At 37.5% G+C, this 17,782-nt stretch carries 19 protein-coding genes; 5 read left to right on the forward strand and 14 right to left on the reverse strand.

Going from position 1 to position 17,782, the window contains the following annotated elements:
• The first annotated feature begins 86 nt into the window (after positions 1-86).
• Both JEM45_RS05515 and JEM45_RS05520 read left to right on the forward strand, forming a co-directional pair.
• Positions 87-1,739, forward strand: coding sequence for a DUF2075 domain-containing protein (locus JEM45_RS05515; RefSeq protein ID WP_051220511.1), 1,653 nt, complete (start codon positions 87-89; stop codon positions 1,737-1,739).
• Positions 1,739-2,035, forward strand: a complete 297-nt coding sequence (locus JEM45_RS05520) for a nucleotide pyrophosphohydrolase (RefSeq protein ID WP_026866908.1) — start codon at positions 1,739-1,741, stop codon at positions 2,033-2,035. Before JEM45_RS05515 ends, JEM45_RS05520 begins: the two co-directional genes overlap by 1 nt.
• 72 nt (positions 2,036-2,107) lie before the next feature.
• Here JEM45_RS05520 and hydA read toward each other — a convergent pair whose 3' ends face one another.
• The 12 genes from hydA to glp all read right to left on the reverse strand — a co-directional run bounded on the left by hydA (position 2,108) and on the right by glp (position 12,881).
• Positions 2,108-3,493 carry a dihydropyrimidinase gene (gene hydA / locus JEM45_RS05525; RefSeq protein ID WP_026866909.1) on the reverse strand — a complete coding sequence of 462 codons (1,386 nt, stop codon included), beginning with the start codon at positions 3,491-3,493 and terminating at the stop codon, positions 2,108-2,110.
• Positions 3,477-3,794, reverse strand: coding sequence for a hypothetical protein (locus JEM45_RS05530; protein ID WP_026866910.1), 318 nt, complete (start codon positions 3,792-3,794; stop codon positions 3,477-3,479). Before JEM45_RS05530 ends, hydA begins: the two co-directional genes overlap by 17 nt.
• Positions 3,795-3,807: 13 nt before the next feature.
• Positions 3,808-4,092: a hypothetical protein gene (locus JEM45_RS05535; protein WP_035856323.1), complete on the reverse strand. Its 285-nt coding sequence runs from the start codon at positions 4,090-4,092 to the stop codon at positions 3,808-3,810.
• A 72-nt stretch (positions 4,093-4,164) separates the two neighbouring features.
• The gene (locus JEM45_RS05540; protein ID WP_026866911.1) at positions 4,165-5,511 is read right to left on the reverse strand and encodes a hemolysin family protein; all 1,347 of its coding nucleotides are present in this window, start codon (positions 5,509-5,511) and stop codon (positions 4,165-4,167) included.
• Positions 5,512-5,721: 210 nt separating this feature from the next.
• Entirely contained in the window at positions 5,722-7,263 is a 1,542-nt protein-coding gene (locus JEM45_RS05545; RefSeq protein WP_026866912.1) for an ATP-binding cassette domain-containing protein, read from the reverse strand.
• The gene (locus tag JEM45_RS05550; protein WP_026866913.1) at positions 7,263-8,825 is read right to left on the reverse strand and encodes an ATP-binding cassette domain-containing protein; all 1,563 of its coding nucleotides are present in this window, start codon (positions 8,823-8,825) and stop codon (positions 7,263-7,265) included. The genes JEM45_RS05545 and JEM45_RS05550 overlap by 1 nt, the downstream gene beginning before the upstream one ends.
• 53 nt (positions 8,826-8,878) lie before the next feature.
• Complete coding sequence (gene moaA, locus JEM45_RS05555) at positions 8,879-9,904, reverse strand: GTP 3',8-cyclase MoaA (protein WP_026866914.1); 1,026 nt, start codon at positions 9,902-9,904, stop codon at positions 8,879-8,881.
• Between the two features lie 11 nt (positions 9,905-9,915).
• Positions 9,916-10,482 (reverse strand): molybdenum cofactor guanylyltransferase MobA, encoded by a 567-nt coding sequence (gene mobA / locus JEM45_RS05560; protein WP_035856326.1) that lies wholly within the window; start codon positions 10,480-10,482, stop codon positions 9,916-9,918.
• Positions 10,483-10,486: 4 nt separating this feature from the next.
• Complete coding sequence (locus tag JEM45_RS05565) at positions 10,487-10,720, reverse strand: MoaD/ThiS family protein (RefSeq protein ID WP_026866916.1); 234 nt, start codon at positions 10,718-10,720, stop codon at positions 10,487-10,489.
• Positions 10,721-11,164 carry a molybdenum cofactor biosynthesis protein MoaE gene (locus tag JEM45_RS05570; RefSeq protein ID WP_026866917.1) on the reverse strand — a complete coding sequence of 148 codons (444 nt, stop codon included), beginning with the start codon at positions 11,162-11,164 and terminating at the stop codon, positions 10,721-10,723.
• The gene (gene mobB, locus JEM45_RS05575; protein ID WP_198687063.1) at positions 11,165-11,620 is read right to left on the reverse strand and encodes a molybdopterin-guanine dinucleotide biosynthesis protein B; all 456 of its coding nucleotides are present in this window, start codon (positions 11,618-11,620) and stop codon (positions 11,165-11,167) included.
• 1 nt (position 11,621) lies between these two features.
• Complete coding sequence (gene glp, locus JEM45_RS05580; protein ID WP_198687064.1) at positions 11,622-12,881, reverse strand: molybdopterin molybdotransferase MoeA; 1,260 nt, start codon at positions 12,879-12,881, stop codon at positions 11,622-11,624.
• Positions 12,882-13,054: 173 nt separating this feature from the next.
• Between glp and moaC the strand changes: the two genes are divergently transcribed.
• Positions 13,055-13,531, forward strand: a complete 477-nt coding sequence (gene moaC, locus JEM45_RS05585) for a cyclic pyranopterin monophosphate synthase MoaC (RefSeq protein ID WP_166626241.1) — start codon at positions 13,055-13,057, stop codon at positions 13,529-13,531.
• 38 nt (positions 13,532-13,569) lie between these two features.
• On the opposite strand, the gene JEM45_RS05590 is transcribed toward moaC, so the two are convergent.
• Entirely contained in the window at positions 13,570-14,076 is a 507-nt protein-coding gene (locus JEM45_RS05590) for a MogA/MoaB family molybdenum cofactor biosynthesis protein (RefSeq protein ID WP_198687065.1), read from the reverse strand.
• A gap of 12 nt (positions 14,077-14,088) precedes the next feature.
• On the reverse strand, positions 14,089-15,090 hold the full coding sequence (locus tag JEM45_RS05595; RefSeq protein WP_198687066.1) for a ThiF family adenylyltransferase: 1,002 nt from the start codon (positions 15,088-15,090) through the stop codon (positions 14,089-14,091).
• Positions 15,091-15,295: 205 nt separating this feature from the next.
• On the opposite strand from JEM45_RS05595, the gene JEM45_RS05600 reads away from it, so the two are divergent.
• Together JEM45_RS05600 and pnpS are read left to right on the forward strand one after the other, a co-directional pair.
• Positions 15,296-15,988: a response regulator transcription factor gene (locus JEM45_RS05600; RefSeq protein ID WP_026866923.1), complete on the forward strand. Its 693-nt coding sequence runs from the start codon at positions 15,296-15,298 to the stop codon at positions 15,986-15,988.
• Complete coding sequence (gene pnpS, locus JEM45_RS05605) at positions 15,989-17,779, forward strand: two-component system histidine kinase PnpS (RefSeq protein WP_198687067.1); 1,791 nt, start codon at positions 15,989-15,991, stop codon at positions 17,777-17,779. It abuts the gene before it with no gap.
• Positions 17,780-17,782 lie beyond the last annotated feature (3 nt).

The following is a 17,782-nucleotide window of genomic DNA, read 5'->3' on the forward strand; positions in this document are numbered from 1 at the left end:
AGATATCTCTATAACAAAAATTAGTTTCTATTATTTTCATCAATGAGTACGTTATAATATATTCAAACCTCTCAAGGAGCATATCTATGGAAGAGAAAAATATAGAGCTTTCAACGTATTTATTTAACAAAGAAGACATTTCAAAATTGAGCAGTGCAAAGTTTAACAATTATCCTGTTGTCTACATTCTTCACAATGACAAGAAAAAGTCGAGTGCTTACATTGGGGAGACTGTACAGATTAGAAATCGTTTAAACAGTCACATCAAAGATCCTGTTAAGAGTAACTTAAATACTGCAGTGATCGTTTCTCACGAACATTTTAATCAATCAGCTACGTATAATATTGAGACCAATTTAATTAATTACTTTATAGCTGATCAAAAGTATCAAATTCTTAACAAGAGCCAAATTACATCTTCTGTTACACATAACTATTACGATAAACCAAAATACAACCATGATATTTTTAAAGAGCTTTGGGAAAAATTAAGAGCAGATAAACTTGTAGATGGTACATTGGAATACCTTCAGAATAAGGATATTTTTAAAATTTCTCCTTATAAAGAGTTATCTGAACCACAAATAGAATTAAAAGAATCCATCCTAGAATTTTGTAAGAAAAATATTGATTCAGACAAACCTGCAGTATACTTCATTAAAGGTGAGGCTGGTACTGGTAAAAGTGTTGTTTTAAGTTCTACGTTTAATGCGGTTCAAGATTTAGCTAATGACAAAGAATCTGAGCGTTTATATGGTTCTGAAAATCACTTACTTGTTAACCACCAAGAAATGATTAAAACATACGAGGCCATTTCAGAAAGTCTGCCAAACTTAAAAAAGAAAAATTTCTTAAAACCAACAACATTCATCAATAGAGTGAATGATGGAAAAATGAAATCTGATATCACTTTCGTAGATGAAGCTCACCTACTTTTATCCAGAGAAGATGCATACAATAGTTATAAAGGTGAAAACCATCTCAGTGATATTATTAATTCCAGTAAAGTCAGTATCATCGTATTTGATGAAAAACAGTTCTTGAAACTTAAGAGTTACTGGACAGAAGACCTATTTAAGCAGATAACTAAAGATGCAAAAGTTGAAACTTTTGAACTTACTGATCAATTCCGTATCCAAGCTGACGATAGTGTTGTAGATTGGATAGATAATTTTGTTGATAAGAAAATTACGCCAATACCTTCAAACACGGGTGATTATGAATTAAAAATATTTGAAAATGCTGGAGAGATGTTTAAAGAAATTGAACAAAAAGATAAGAAGCACACACTTTCAAGAATTGTTGCGACATTTGATTACGAACACAAGAAAGACGGTGCTGATTATTATGTTGAGGAAATTGGTTTTAAAGGTATTTGGAATACAACTAATGATAAAAGAACATGGGCAGAACGAGCAGAGACCATTAACGAAGTCGGGTCAATATATACAATACAAGGTTTTGATTTGAACTATGTCGGTGTTATATTAGGACCATCCGTTTCATTCAATGAAGAAACAGGGGAGCTAGAAATTCTCACTCAAAACTATAAAGATACAGAAGCTTTCAGAAGTTCAAGTAAACAGACTGTGGAATACAACGTTGGTGAAACTAAAGAACAAATCATCCTTAACTCCATTAATGTACTTATGAAACGTGGTGTTAAAGGATTATACATTTATGCGAGTGATGAAAAGCTCCGTAAAGCATTAGATAAAGCAAAACGAGGTGAAGTTTAATGAAAGACTTAACTGACAAAATAAATGTATTTAGAGATGAAAGAAGTTGGAGACAATATCATAATCCTAAAGATTTGGCTTTATCACTTTCTCTAGAAGCATCGGAACTCCTTGAAAACTTTCAATGGATCAGTGCAGAAGAGGGTGCAGAAAAGAACAGAGAAAATATTAAAGATGAACTCGCTGATGTTTTTATATATGGTCTAATGATGGCTGATGATTTAGATATTGATATGAATGAAGCAATTATTGAAAAGTTAAAAAAGAATGCAGTTAAATACCCACCTGAAAACTAAATTGACCCCAAAATCTTTTCTGATTTTGGGGTCTTCTCTACTTAATTTAAATAAAACATCTAACTCTGGTCCTTATCTAAACGCTGTACCGAAAGGTTTTCCTTTTACAAAGTGTCCCTGACCTTGTTCTCCAATGTACTTCGCATCTTTAACAACTTGTGTGCCTCGTAAAAAGACTGCATCACATTCTCCGACTTGGTCAAATCCTTCATAAATAGTGAAATCTACACCATTTAAACTATCTTCTAGTTTTACTTTTTTCCTAACATGAGGGTTATAGATCACAATATCTGCATCATAACCTGGTGCAAGATAGCCTTTTTTATGGTCGATCCCATTATTTCTAGCAGGGGATGCTGCATAGTATTCAACGAGTTCTGGTCGTGTGATTTTGCCTGTTTCAACACCATAAGTCCACAGCATCGGCAGTCTATTTTCTAAGCCTGGTGAGCCATTCGGGATTTTTCTAAAGTCATCGAGTCCCATCTTTTTCTGCTCTGTCGTGAAGCTACAGTGGTCTGAACTCACTGCATTCAGCCAGCCATCTTTAAGTGACTTCCACAGGTATTCTTGGTCGTCCTTATCTCTGAGTGCTGGTGAACATACATAGTTGGCACCTTCGAAGTTATCTTTTTGAAGATATTCTTTATCGAGCAGTAGATACTGTGTACAGGTTTCACCGAATACTGGTAGTCCTTCTTCTTTGGCTTTTTTAATGGCGTCGACTGCTCCTTTTGTCGTTACATGGACAATGTAGATCGGAGCTTCTGCAAATCTTGCTAAGTTAATGGCACGTTCTGTCGCTTCTGTTTCGACAATCGGTGGTCTTGTTAAGGCATGATAATACGGATCTGTGTTCCCTTCAGCTATGGCTTTTTTCTGCATCAATTCAATCAAGTCTGCATTCTCTGCATGGACCATTACAGTGACACCAGCATCTTTTGCCTCAAGTAAGGCATTAGTCACTGCTTCATCATCTGAATGGAAAAACTGTCCTTTATAAGCCATAAATAGTTTTACAGATGGATAGCCCGCTTCAGGGAGATTTTTAATGTCTTTAAAGGTTTCCTCTGACGGGTTGGTAATAACAGGATGGAAACTATAATCCACCATGGATATCCCTTCTACCCATTCCTTGTTATAGTCTTCGACTGTTTCAACAAGCCCTTTACCTTGTTCTTGGTTAACAAACTCTATAACCGTTGTAGTTCCACCTATAATCGCTGAATTCGTCGTCTCAAAGCCTTTTGTTCTTTCTCCCATAAATTCAAATGAAAAATGCGCATGCTGATCGACCCCACCTGGAAGAATATACATCCCTTCAGCATTGATGACTTCATCCGCTTCTACTCTTAAATCTCTGCCAATTGCCTCGATTTTTGTGCCTTCTATTAAGATATCCCCTTTAAATTCATGCTCTGATGTAACAATCATGCCATCTTTAATTAACGTCTTCATATTTTTCTTCACCCCTAGTTTCTTCAATCAACCAACGCTTGTTTTTCTTATCTTCAAGCGCTTTGGTTTCTTTTTCTTTACGCTCTTTTTTTAATTTTTCAAGCTCTATTTCCATAGACTTATTTTCTAAAATAAAATTCTCTTGTCTGATTGCTTCTAACTTTTTCTGTGCTTCGATTTCTTTAATTCTTAGTTTTGCATCACTCTGGTTATACCCTCTTTTCATGGCATATAAAGGAATACTCACCCCACCTACTGTAAGCACTAGCGCAGTAAAAAATATAAATTCAAAAAATCCCATCTTAACCCTCCGTCTATCGTTCAATCTCTTCCTTCGTCTCTTCAATTAACCAACGCTTATTGTCCTTATTATAAAGTGCTTCTTGTTTTCTAGCATTTTCTTTTTTAATTCTATCTAATTCAATACGCATAGATTCATTTTCAAGCAAGTAATTTTCTTGTTTAATTTCTTCAAGCTTTCTTTGTTCTTTCATCTTCTTTATTTCTAACTTTTCATCACTCTGATTATAGCCCCTATAGATTGCGTAAATCGGTATTGTTAACGTAAGTATGACTGCTACTAAACCGACAATGTCCATACCTGCACCACCTTTATAAAGTATCTTCATTTTAACATAAATAGACCGGAACCAATGGTTCCGGTCTATTGCTTAGTTATTCTCTTCATTTTCTTCATCAATTTCTGAAGATGTCTTATTGTAATCTTTTAAGTAAGCCACTTGTTTAATGGAATGGTTCTCCACTTCAAGCACTTGCCAGCGGTCAAACTCAGTATCGATATAATCATCTTCTGTGATGTCAGTGTCTTTACTTTGTAGCCAACCACCGATGGTATCGATATCTTCACTTTCATCAAAGACAATATTGAAGTCATCTTCTAAATCATCAAGCAAGACGCGTCCACTAATATGATAGATATTATCGTCTACTTTAACAATATCAAGTTCCTCATCTTCATCGAATTCATCTCTGATTTCTCCGACGATTTCTTCTAAGATATCTTCCATTGTAATCATACCAGCAGTACCACCATACTCGTCGATGACTAAGGCAATATGGACACTTTCTCTTTGCATCTTAACTAAGGCATCAGAAATACGTGATGATTCAGTAATGACAGGTAGTTCATGAATGTAGTCCTCAGAAGATACATTTTCATCTGACACATGGTTCGTTAAGTATTCTCTAACATTAATGAATCCAATGATGTTATCTTTATCTCCATTACTTTCAGTAACGGGATATCTTGTAAAGTTGTGTTCTTTAATTGTTTCAATGACTTGATCCACAGTAACAGGTTCTTCTAAAGTAATCATTTGAGTACGTGGTACCATGACATCTTTAGCAGTTCGCTCATCAAAAGAGAAAATATTTTGCATATAAGCAAGCTCTGTCTGGTTAATTTCACCACTCTGATAACTTTCCGTCATAATAACTTTAAGTTCCTCTTCAGAGTGTGCTTGTTCTGTTGGCATTTCTTTAATACCGACAATACGTACTATGCCTCTGGCTGCACCGTTCATCGTCCAAATAAATGGTTTTAGAACGACACCAAAGAAGTATAGTGGGCCACTTAGTGATAAGGCCATCTTCTCAGCGTACTGGATTGCAACAGTCTTTGGTGCTAACTCTCCCACTACCACGTGAATAAATGTCACGATGATGAAGGCAGCAGCCACTGTAGCCACTGTTGAAATTGAATCAGGAATGCCGATTAAATGGAATAGTGGATGTAAAATAACTTCAAAAGTCGATTCACCAATCCAACCTAGACCAAGGGCTGTCACTGTAATACCTAACTGACAGGCAGATAAGTAATAGTCAAGATTGTTGATCATTTTCTCGACACGCATTGCCTTCTTATTTCCTTGTTCAACTAGTGCATGTATTCTCGATAATCGGGCTTTAACAAATGCGAATTCTGAACCTACAAATAGCATTGTAAGTAAAATTAATATAATAAATAAAAGTAAATTTCCTATTGTGGATATATCCAATCAGTTCCCCTAGTTTGGGGTTCACCTCCGATAATTTGTGACCGTTAGGGTCGTAAGTTTATGAAATTCAAATTCAGCTGTCAACATATTATTTTTTGCAATTCTTTTCATATACACCTTCCCAAGAACCGTCACCTCCACCAAATTAGTTAAATTAATCATATTATATCACATTAAAAATCGGCTTTCACAGAAATATATCTATGCTATTTATAGAGAATCTTTATATCTATCATAAGCTTCTCTAGTTGGACCAGAATGACTTAGGACCGTATCCACCGAACCTGATTCAATAATCTTTCCATTTTCTAGATAATGAACAAAATCAAATGATTCCAAATGACTCAAATCATGCGTTGCGACAATTAAAGTGTCTTTATTAAATATCGTTTTCCAAACCTTATCTCTAAGTCGTGTGTTTAAACTCGCCGTCGGTTCATCTAAAATCCACGTACTTTTGTCTTCTAGTATCAGCCGAATCAAATGCATCCGTTTCTTCTCACCCAATGATAGATATTCATTTGAAGTAATATATTCATTAAGTGCAAAATGGTTCAGTTCATATTCCCTTAGTTGTTCGATGGCATTAATCTTATCTAAGGCCCCAAACATTGTTAGGTTTTCTTCCACTGTGGCGTTATAAAAATCGAGGTGTTGAGGCATCACGCCCGCCGAAGATTTCTTAATTAGCTGATTGAGTAAGGTCGTTTTCCCCGAACCACTTGAACCAATAATGACATGTTGCTCTCCCTCATTAATTTCAAGTGAAATATCCTTTAGGACATCTCGCTTTGTCTCGGGATATCTAAAGGTCAGCTGGCTTAGACTTAGATCATCTGACCTTTCTCTTTCAATATTTACTTGTTCTGTCGTCACCGCATTGACTCTATCTTTAACAGCCCCATATTTAGAAGCAGGTTTAATGACAGGTATAATCAGTTCAAAGAACGACATAAGTACGAGAATAATCATCGGTACTAATAATGGCGATTCATCTTTAAATAACAGAATAACGCCTATAATTGCAGCTAATTGAATGAGTAAACTCATTACTTCAATAACCACATCAACTTGACTCTCCTTGTTCTCATTAGCAGTGATTTCCTTATATGTGGCTCTTAGATTATCTTTGGTTTGTTCAGTTTCATTTACAGTATATAAATTCACATAATCAAAAATATAATGATAGAGTCTACTAAATAAACGGTCTTCACTATCTAATCGGCGATCATTTGATACTCTTGAAATCCTGCTGATAATCAGCGGCATGATGACTAAGAGCAAGAAAGAAACACCTAAGATTATCATAAGAAGTATTGGGTCCACAATCAGCGACAGGACCGTTAGGATCAAAGCAATAAATACCGCAACAATGTACGGATAGATGATTCTGACATAGTAATCTTCTATCTCGTTGAAGTAAGTCGTTAATTTTTGAATATAGCGCACACTGTGAGTGTCCTGATTGCTTTCTACAGAACGCTTAAAATATGCCGCTCTTAAACGACCAATCATCTTAAAAGTCGCATCGTGACTGAGTAAGCGTTCTAGGTACTTGGTCGTTCCTTTTGTCAGACCAAACATTTTAATCACTGCAATAATTAAGATAATTAAAAAGAACGGTGGCTCAAAGAATGACAATGCAATCATGTAACCACTCAGACCAAAGATCGCTGTACCGACCAAGCCACCGATAACACCTAAGACAATACTGTAAAAGACATGGATCTTTTCACCTTTTAAAAACATCATCATCTCTCACCTCGCTTCAAACTTCTTTCGCCCATAACATAATGTTCATCTGCAATTTTTAAAAGCTGACGGCGGTGTATTACTGCGATGATGGCATGTTGTTTTTTGAGTTGATTCAAGTGATCCATAACAAGCTGCTCCGTCGTTGCATCTAAAAATTCCGTCGGCTCATCCATAACGATAATAGCAGGAGGATCGATGAGCACTCTTGCCATTTTCAAACGAACAATTTCCCCTCCGGACAATGGAATATTATGATTCACTATCGGTGTATGAATACCTGATTCTAAGTTATCAATACTGTCACTTAGTCTCAGTTTCTCTAGAATTTCTAACACTTTTTCTTCACTTGCTTGTCCCTTAGCTATATAGTCATAGATTGTCGTATCAGAAAAATATACTTGATCGGACACATAACCAATGTCTTCTGTGTAAACTGATAGTTTACCTTGACTCGGTTCATGTAGACCTAAAATTGACCGAAGTAAGGTCGACTTCCCTGTCCCAGATTCACCAGTAATTGCAGTGAGTCCCGTCTTATTAAAAGCGAAATCTGTTGGGTCTAGGACTGTTTTATCTCCATGGTTTAATTGAACTTGTTCTGCCAGTACTGCATAACCTGCTGTCGTTTGACGATAATGAGTATTGATGCTTTCTTGATTTAACACACTTAAGACACGGTCATAACTGCCCATGGCCAGTTTCCCATTATGAAATTCTGTACCTAACACCTTTAAGGCATTGTAGAATTCTGGGGCAAGAAGTAAGACGAAGAACGCTGTGTAAAAATCAATACTTTGGAAGATAATAATTCGAAGTGCAACTTCAAGTGCGACGAGACCAATACCGAGGATGGTAATGAACTCGAGCATCATCGTCGACTGAAAGGCATACTTTAATATATGCATTGTTTCTTTGACGAATCCCTCATTATCTGACTCCAGACGCTTTGTAACACTTTGTTCTGACTGCGTATTTTTAACAGTATCCTTACCTCTGATTAAATTTAAGAATAGTGTACCGATGTTATCAAAGCGTGTCGCCTGTCTCATCGATTCATCTCTAGTCTGAAGTCCAACTAAGACATAATAGAGGGGGATAAACGGTGCAGTAAATAAGAGTATCAAAGCTGCATATGCATCGATGAAAAATAAAGCACCAATAATTAAAACAACTTTAACAGTCGTCTTTAATATGGTTGGAACAAAGACTGTTTCATAAGAACGATAACTCTCTAAATGCACCATTATGGAGTTGATCATCGTCTCTGAGTCTCGTCTTGATTTGACATCAATTTTTGAAATGAGCGAATTCGCAATGGATTCAATACGCTGATTACCTTTCATAGTCGTATACAACTTATATAACTTGTCGGTGATAATAAAGAGAATGAAAAATACTGCAATATATATCAAACTCTGAGTAAAATTGATTGTCTCACCCATAACAATTGCTTCAAGGATTAGTGACAGGTAATGTCCAAAAGCGATATAAAAACACACACTAACTGTGGCAATTACAACGTATAATAAGACATATTTTTTATCTAGATTTATCTTCATAATCTCTCCTGTAAACAAAAAAACGTGAAGTATCCCCTTCACGTTTTTTATAATTATCCACCAATATATGACATATTAATCTTCTTACGTTTCTGGCGGTTTTCTTCTGTGATTTCAGTTCTGATTTCAGAGTAACGGTCATCACGCTTGTTCCAAACGCCTATAAGCACATCCGTTAACTCTTCGTCGCTGATGCCATCCCGCATCAGATTCTTAATATCAAAACCATCTACTGCAAATAAGCAGCCGTAGAATTTACCATCTGACGACAGTCTCGCACGTGTACAAGTTGAACAGAAACTCTCAGAAACAGACGTAATGAAACCGAGATATGAATCTTCTGTATCCGTGTGTTTGTACACCTTAGCAACCTCTCCGTAATATGACGGTTCCAACGGTTCTAAGTCAAATTCTGTTTCAAGCGTATCGAGTATCTCTTTCTTGCTGACAACCTTATCAAAATTCCAACCATTGTCGTTACCAACGTCCATAAACTCGATAAAACGCAGGGTAACAGGTAGGTTTTTGAAATAACGTGCCATTGGTAAAATTTCTTGTTCATTTAGACCTTTTTGGACCACCATATTGATCTTCATTTGGAAACCGAGCTCAACTGCATACTCAATTTGCTCTAAAATTCTTGATGTACCAATACCACGGTCATTGATTTTACCGAACAATTCATCATCCATCGCATCTAAGCTGATGTTGATACGGCGTAAACCAGCATCATATAAGTTTTTACCATGCTTTTTAAGCAATAAGCCGTTGGTTGTTAAACCAATATCTTCAATGCCATCAATTGCGTTAAGACGTTCGATTAACTGGTAGAGATCCTTTCTTAAAAGTGGTTCTCCTCCTGTTAAGCGGAGCTTCTTCACACCTAAACCTGCATAGATGCGAGCGAGCCTCTCAATCTCATCAAACGATAGCAATTGCTCACGCTTCATGAATTCAAAATCGTCACCGAAGATTTCTTTCGGCATACAATAACGGCATCTGAAGTTACATTTGTCCGTCACCGAAATACGTAAGTCACGAATTGGGCGGCCAAATTTATCTGTAACAGTTTGCGCCATGTAACTCCTCCTTATTTAATATCAGTCTTACGATTGATATTAACAAGCGTCGTATTATCGAGATTATAGTCATCGATATTTATAACATTCACATCGATGTTCTCAAAAAACGCTCTCAAGCTTAATCTCTCTGTTTCCAGCTGTCGCTTAAGCATGTCTACCAGACCTTCACCTTGGTAAACACCAATGAGCGGATGTTGCCGATCATCGTCAGCTGTTATTGTCGTTTGACCTGTCTTTAATGCTTCTTCTACAAGAATATTCAACCATCTCACATCAACATACGGTGTATCACATGAAATAATCAAAAGTGCTTCATTAGGATAGGCTTTCGCCACTCTATATAGTCCACTGAGTGGACCCATATCCTTGTAGTCTGGGTCATCAACAATCACCTTATAATCTTTAAATCTATTCTCTAGTTTATCATTTGTGTTAATAACAATCTCGTCAATTGCTTGAACATTTTTCATCTTTTCAATGACATGTTCATACATTGGTTTGCCATTTAACTCATAGAGTGATTTATCTTCACCGAAGCGAGTCGATTTACCCCCAGCTAAGACGACACCAATCATGTAATCACCCTCCACTTACTGGTGGAATTAATGCGATTGTATCTTCTGAAGTTAGCACTTCATCATCCTTCACGAAAGCTTCGTTCTTAGCAACTTGAAACACTTCACCATCGAGCTCTGGATAGTCAACAAAGATATGACTTTTTAGCTCACCTGCAGTAATGCTATCACCGACAAATAAGTCGATTGTGTCACTACCAATTTTTTCTTTAATACTTGCAAATACCTTAACTTCCATTTATTTCTCCTCCACACTCGGGTGATATTTTCGGGAATCGCCTATCCACTGTTCCCCGTCTTCCCATATTTCTTTTTTCCATATTGGGACGATTTCTTTAAGTCTCTCCACAGCGTATTCATTCGCACGATAACTATCTGTTCGGTGCGGTGAACTTGTCACGATAACGACGGCAATATCTGATATCTCGAGCTTACCGATGCGATGTCCAATGGCTGTAATGACACCTGGCCAACGTGCTTCAATTTCATCGCCGATTTGTGCGAGCATTTTTTCAGCCATTGGTATATATGCTTCATATTCTAAGTGCACGGTTCGTGTACCTTTAGTCCATTCTCTAACATGACCCGTAAAGGTACAGACTGCACCTTGATGTTCATTGACAGTCATTTGGTGATACTTATTTATATCCAGTTCGTCATTGACGACTTCAAACATTTTCATTTATAGATTGCCCCATTCCTTAAACCATTCTAGCGCTCTTTTATTATCATAACGCATATCAAAATAGTTTAATACGTTCTTAAGACCGATTTGATTAATATCCGTCTCACCGTCATCGAAGGAGAATGTCAGTAATATTTTTGAATAGTTTTCCTGTTTAAACCCCTCGACTAGAACAAAGTCGACGGCTTCATTTTGAAATCTTTCTAAGAGCCTTGTTAGGGTCACCTGTCGGTTTTCTAAAAGCATGACATGACCCGGAGTCGTTAAGATTGTATAGTCAGAGCCCGCTTCAAAAAATTTACCTGTATCAGTAGAATCATCGACTTTTTCTTCTAAATGATGATTCTTAATGACAGCAACAGTTTTATCATTGGCTTTAATAAGGTGTACTAGATCCGTAATCAGTGTTGTTTTACCAGTATTTTTATAGCCGACAACCTGTAAGATTTTCATGTTATTCTACACCAAAGCTATCTGTACCTGTTGTAACATCTGTCAGCATGACCTTCACCGCGTCACCTGTCGTAAATCCACGACTACCACCCGGTAAGACAATCACACCATTACTTCTCGCAATTGAAGTGACTGCATTTGATTTGTTAAAGCCTGAAGGTCTCGCTTTAATCTTCCCTTCCTCAAAGAACAGTTCCGCTCTTATGAAGCGTGAAAATGGATTTGCCTTAGTGAAATCTTCATCTAAGATTGCATCCACTATGGGTGCGAATGGCTTAGATGCACCTTGAGTTAAATTTAAGCTCGGTCGAACAAAGAGTTCAAAACCAGAATAACAAGCGGATGGATTCCCGCTTAAACCGAAGAGGAATTTACCATCCAGAACGCTTACTGTGGTCACACTACCTGGTCTCATCGCAACCTTATTAAAGAGCACCTCTGCGCCGAGTTTTTCGTAAATTTTAGGTAGTAAGTCATAATCCCCAACAGACACACCGCCTGTCGTAATGACTGCATCCACTTCATTTAACATATTTTCAATTCGCTCGTACAAGACATCAAACTCATCCGTCTGTAATTTATAATGCTTACCTTTAATACCCATTCGATCTAACTGTGCTAAGATCATTGGCGTATTAGAGTTTCTAATCTTACCGCGTTCAAGTTCATCATCGACATCTAATAACTCTGTCCCCGTCGATAACACACCCACAACCGGCTGTTTGTAAACTTCAACTTCAGTGTAGCCAAAAGTTGCAAATGTTGCGATAGCACCTGGATTTATAGTGATTCCTTTTTCTACAATCACATCGCCAACCTTACATTCTTCACCTTGAAGTGCAATGTTTTCATCTGGCTTAAATTCACGACGGATGGTAAAACCATCCTCAGTCTCCTTAGTTTGCTCAAACATGACAACCGTATCTGCCGATTTCGGAATTTCGGCGCCAGTCATAATGCGAAAAGCTTCATTTTCTTTTAATTCATAATCACTTGTCGATCCTGCAGGTACTTCTTCGACAACCTTAAAGGCAATTCGATTATAACCCGATGCACCTTTAGTATGGCTACTGTGCACTGCAAAACCGTCCATTGCTGACTTATTAAACAAGGGCACATCTGAAGTTGCCGTTAAATCCTCAGCCAATACTCTTCCATTCGCCTGATCATATGCAATCGTTTCTTTACTTGAAGGCACCACGTTTTCCATTACTTTTTCAACTGCATCATTCACATGTATTGGTGTTCGATTTAAAGTCATTATATCCACTCCATAATTATGATATTTAGTGTTTATCTTATATTTTGTTATAATTTATGATGATTGTTAGTTGGTTGTGGTCGTTGCAACTGTTTATCCTTTGGATGGCATTCGTTGTTTTTTCGACTTTGTGATAATCAACCTAAAACGACAAATAAACAGGAGGTACTCTCATGTCCGAATTTACTCATTTTAATGATGAAGGGCGTGCCCAAATGGTCGACATCTCAAATAAATCAGAAACGAAACGTGTCGCTCTGGCACAAACACTGATGGCTGTGCCTGAATCGATTTACACTGCGATCACAGAGGGCACTGTAAAAAAAGGTGATGTACTCGGTGTTGCCCAGGTCGCTGGCATCATGGCTGCGAAAAATACGCATCAAATCATCCCGATGTGCCATCCACTTTCTCTAAATGGCATCGATATTTCATTTACCTGGGACGATAAAACACCCTTTACGCTAATCATTCAAGCTACTGTTAAAACGACCGGTAAAACGGGTGTTGAGATGGAAGCACTCACTGCTTCAAGTGCCGCTGCACTCACTGTATACGATATGTGTAAAGCAATCGATAAAGGCATGATCATCAAAGAAACGAAACTGCTAGAAAAATCTGGCGGTAAGTCTGGTGATTATAAAGCCTAACTGTAATCTATGCAGAACTCACATGGGTTCTGCATTTTTTAATTGTCTTTAGTCACTTCAAAAACTAAGTGATTGAGTTCCGGTATAATCAATTTCTCCATGGCGAGCTTGACTGCACCGCTCGACCCAGGTAGAGAAATGATTAATTGATTACCATGCGTGCCTGCAGCAGCTCTAGATAACAGGCTTCTTGAGCCAATGTCTTCGGTGTAAGATAACATTCTAAACAATTCTCCAAAGCCTTCGATTTCCTTATCGAATAATGGTCTAACTGCCTCCATAGTAACGTCTCTTGTAGCGATGCCAGTACCACCTGTTGTAATCACCACATCGACACCTGTATTTAAGTGATTTGTCACTGCATCTTGAATATCATTCGCTTCATCTTTTACTATCTCATAATTTTCTTCATCAACAATAGCATTCAGCTCAGTTAAGTATTCGATAATGAGTTTTCCACCCTTATCTGACGACTTATCCCTAGTATCACTAACAGTCAGGACTGCTACTTTGATGTCTCTATCAATTCTTTCTACTATACTCAAAAGAAATCTCCCCTAACCAAATAATTGATTGACGATAGTTCTCGCCTTATTTAAATTCAAAACATTGTGCATGAGTAATCTGCCGTTTGAAAAACTGACAATCCGTGAGTCTGAATAAGAAAATTCAATAAAATATGGCGTTTCTTTGTAGTTAATATTCGCTTGATTCAAGGTCTGTTTAACAAGGTCTTCCGTTAAACGTTGGTCGATCACTTGGATCATATCTCTACCACAAAACTTCAAGGCGTGATGTGTTTCTTTATTAAATTCAGGAAAGGTTTTTAACTGACATGTCGGACACGTCGTTTCAGTCATGTTACTGATATCAGCCTTCATATAATCACTGTCCCACACATTACCGATATGGAGATGAAAGGGCTTAGTATACTGCTCTGTTAAAATCTTAAGTGCTGTTGTTACTTGAAGACTGACTGCCATATGAACAGCTGGTGCGATAATTCCAGCCGTATCACAAGTTAGAGTTGTCGACGGTAAAACTGGTGTCAAACATCTAAAGCACGGCGTCTCACCTGGAATGAAAGCTGCACTCGAGTACGAAGCTTCTATACATGCTGCATATACCCAAGGTATACCTTTTTTAAAAGCGACGTCATTCATCATTAACCGCGTATCAAAGTTGTCTGTTCCGTCTAAAATAATGTCAGCCTCACTTGCTAAACTATCCAGTAAAGCTGCGTCACAGTGGGCTACATGCGTTTCTATGGTGACATCACTATTAATGTGTTCGAGCTTTAGTTTTGCTGCGATTGCCTTTGGAATTTTCTCTTTAGCATCCGCTTCAGTATAGAGTGTTTGACGCTGTAGATTACTCATTTCCACATAGTCTCGGTCAATTAAAATCAGCTTCCCTATGCCGCCGCGAACAAGCATTTCAGATGATAAAGACCCAAGGGCTCCTAAACCAACGATCACAGCAGTTTTTGCTGAGATGAGGTCTTGGCCACTCTCCCCAATATTGCGATATAACAACTGTCTAGAATATCTATTGTCCATTTATTTTCACTCATTAATTTCATTAATTTAAAGTAAATACTTTACAATTAATTTTATCATATCGATATGGCGAAATCATTTTATTGATTTTTAACCATTAGGAATCCGCGCTATTGTTAAGAACATGTAAAAATACCGATTAAATATATGAATTATGCTAAAATATAGTTGTTAAAATATTAATTATTAGACGGAGGGCCACAAAATGAAGAAGTTGCTTGTTGTCGATGATGAACCTTCAATTCTCACCCTATTGAAATTCAACTTAGAGCAAAGTGGTTTTGAAGTACTGACCGCTGAAAATGGTAATGATGCATTAGAGATTGCGACGACTGAAGATTTAACCATGATTGTCCTGGACTTAATGCTGCCCGGCATGGATGGAATGGACGTCTGTAAGACCCTCAGACAAGAAAAAATCAATACACCGATACTGATGCTTACTGCTAAAGATGATGAGTTCGATAAGATCCTTGGCTTAGAACTTGGTGCAGATGATTATATGACTAAACCATTTAGTCCAAGAGAAGTTGTCGCACGAGTAAAAGCAATTTTACGACGTACAAGTGTCATCACAGCAGAAGTCAAAGAGGAAGTCATTAAGATTGGTGAGATTGAAATCCACCCAGAGAAGTATATGGTGCTCTTTAAAGGTGAACAACTTGTATTGACACCTAAAGAGTTTGAACTCTTACTCTACTTGGCAAACCACCGAGGTAAAGTATTGAGTCGAGATCAGTTATTAAATGGTGTTTGGGATTTCCACTATGACGGTGATACCCGTATCGTCGATGTACATATCAGCCATTTAAGAGAAAAAATCGAAGCCGATACTAAACAACCAACGTATATTAGAACGATTCGCGGCTTTGGTTACAAGATGGACGGACAAGACTAAATGCAACGACTGTGGCTAAAAATCACAGGTTCTTATTTCATCTTATCTATTGCCTTCATATTAGTACTGTGGTTTTTTATCAGCTCGATTATAAAAAATACATATACAGACATGACAGAAGACCATTTGATTGAAAACGCTCAAATGGTCTCTGAAGTTATTGAGCTCGGTGGTTTAGACAAAGATACAGAACAATTGGATTTATGGATGAATCAATTAAATGAAGAAATTGAGCTAAGATATACCGTTATTGATCTTGATGGAGAGGTCCTGGCGGATTCAGAGTCCCGAATCGAGGATATGGATAATCACTTGAACCGACCAGAAATTCAAGCAGTTCTCGTTGATAATCAAGAGCTAGGTACATCGACTCGTCTCAGCGATACTAGAGAAGCTCAAATGATGTATGTTGCCATCCCTGTATATTCTGGTGACGAGTTAATTGGGGCTGTGAGAACTTCTATATTCACGACTTCAATTGATAATGCGATTGGTACAATTTGGAAAACGCTTGGTGCTGTATTAGTCGTTATACTATTAATTTCTATAATTTCAGCAGCCTTACTTTCCTATAATATTACCAATCCAATCAATGATGTCATCAACGTGACAAAAAGACTAAAAAACCAAGACTACAGCGCTCGCATTCACTCAAAATATAAGGGTGAGATTGGTGATCTTAATGAATCCATCAATATTCTGGCACAGAGTTTACAGTCTCATGTGAACGAAATCGAAGAGAGTGAAAAGCAATTAAATAGTATACTATCGAACTTAGTATCCGGTGTTATTTTAATTAATGACAAAGGCATCGTTGAATTGACCAACCAAGCGACAGAACGGTTTTTATCGAAACATAGTTCTAAAATCAAGGGACGAGATTATAAATTTGTACTTGGACCTTTAGGCGTCGATAACTTAGTCGAGACAACGATTGATGAAAATGTTAAACAGCATGATGAAGCACACATCTATTTCCCTGAAGAGAGCATACTAGATGTGCACATTGCACCGTATTACACACAAGGTTGGCTACAACGTGGGGCCATTGTTGTTCTCCATGATATTACAGCAATTCGAAAGCTCGAAAAAATGCGAAGTGACTTCGTTGCTAACGTTTCCCATGAGCTAAAAACACCGATAACTTCTGTTAAAGGCTTTGCCGAAACATTGATTAGTGGTGATGTTCCTGATCCCGATACTGCCCAACAATTCTTAAAGATTATATATGATGAAAGTGAACGCTTAAATCGCTTGATTACTGATCTGTTGAATCTTTCTAAGATTGAAAAGCAAGCAATGCCACTGCAGATCGAAACAGTCGACGTCAATAAAATTGTCAGAGAAACAGGTAAAACTGTGTTAAAACTTGCTAAGGATAAGCATATTTCCATTCATCTACCAGATGAAGCACAAAGTGTGGAAATTGAAGCTGACAAAGATAGATTGAGTCAAATTATCTTGAATCTCGTTGCAAATGCAGTAACCTATACTTCGGATGAAGGTCATATCTACATCGATCTTGAAGAACGAACGACAGATATAATGATTAATATTAGAGATACTGGTATGGGTATTCCTCCAGAAAGCCTTGACCGACTCTTCGAAAGATTTTACCGAGTCGATAAGGCACGTAGCAGAAACTCAGGCGGCACAGGTTTAGGACTTGCTATCGTTAAGCACTTGGTCGAGTCCCATGAAGGTGAAATCTACGTTAATAGTGAAGAAGGCGTCGGTTCAACCTTCTCTGTCCGTTTACCGAAGACCCATGACGGTGATTTTAAAGACTAGAAT

This window comes from Jeotgalicoccus sp. ATCC 8456, from assembly GCF_016313225.1.
GTDB lineage: Bacteria > Bacillota > Bacilli > Staphylococcales > Salinicoccaceae > Jeotgalicoccus > Jeotgalicoccus marinus.

Excerpts from the sequence above, each read along its gene's own strand:
- JEM45_RS05515 (WP_051220511.1), top strand. The coding sequence starts at position 87 with ATGGAAGAGAAAAATATAGAGCTTTCAACGTATTTATTTAACAAAGAA.
- JEM45_RS05520 (WP_026866908.1), top strand. The coding sequence starts at position 1,739 with ATGAAAGACTTAACTGACAAAATAAATGTATTTAGAGATGAAAGAAGT.
- hydA (WP_026866909.1), bottom strand. The coding sequence starts at position 3,493 with ATGAAGACGTTAATTAAAGATGGCATGATTGTTACATCAGAGCATGAA.
- JEM45_RS05530 (WP_026866910.1), bottom strand. The coding sequence starts at position 3,794 with ATGGGATTTTTTGAATTTATATTTTTTACTGCGCTAGTGCTTACAGTA.
- JEM45_RS05535 (WP_035856323.1), bottom strand. The coding sequence starts at position 4,092 with ATGGACATTGTCGGTTTAGTAGCAGTCATACTTACGTTAACAATACCG.
- JEM45_RS05545 (WP_026866912.1), bottom strand. The coding sequence starts at position 7,263 with ATGATGTTTTTAAAAGGTGAAAAGATCCATGTCTTTTACAGTATTGTC.
- JEM45_RS05550 (WP_026866913.1), bottom strand. The coding sequence starts at position 8,825 with ATGAAGATAAATCTAGATAAAAAATATGTCTTATTATACGTTGTAATT.
- moaA (WP_026866914.1), bottom strand. The coding sequence starts at position 9,904 with ATGGCGCAAACTGTTACAGATAAATTTGGCCGCCCAATTCGTGACTTA.
- mobA (WP_035856326.1), bottom strand. The coding sequence starts at position 10,482 with ATGATTGGTGTCGTCTTAGCTGGGGGTAAATCGACTCGCTTCGGTGAA.
- JEM45_RS05565 (WP_026866916.1), bottom strand. The coding sequence starts at position 10,720 with ATGGAAGTTAAGGTATTTGCAAGTATTAAAGAAAAAATTGGTAGTGAC.
- JEM45_RS05570 (WP_026866917.1), bottom strand. The coding sequence starts at position 11,164 with ATGAAAATGTTTGAAGTCGTCAATGACGAACTGGATATAAATAAGTAT.
- mobB (WP_198687063.1), bottom strand. The coding sequence starts at position 11,620 with ATGAAAATCTTACAGGTTGTCGGCTATAAAAATACTGGTAAAACAACA.
- glp (WP_198687064.1), bottom strand. The coding sequence starts at position 12,881 with ATGACTTTAAATCGAACACCAATACATGTGAATGATGCAGTTGAAAAA.
- moaC (WP_166626241.1), top strand. The coding sequence starts at position 13,055 with ATGTCCGAATTTACTCATTTTAATGATGAAGGGCGTGCCCAAATGGTC.
- JEM45_RS05595 (WP_198687066.1), bottom strand. The coding sequence starts at position 15,090 with ATGGACAATAGATATTCTAGACAGTTGTTATATCGCAATATTGGGGAG.
- JEM45_RS05600 (WP_026866923.1), top strand. The coding sequence starts at position 15,296 with ATGAAGAAGTTGCTTGTTGTCGATGATGAACCTTCAATTCTCACCCTA.
- pnpS (WP_198687067.1), top strand. The coding sequence starts at position 15,989 with ATGCAACGACTGTGGCTAAAAATCACAGGTTCTTATTTCATCTTATCT.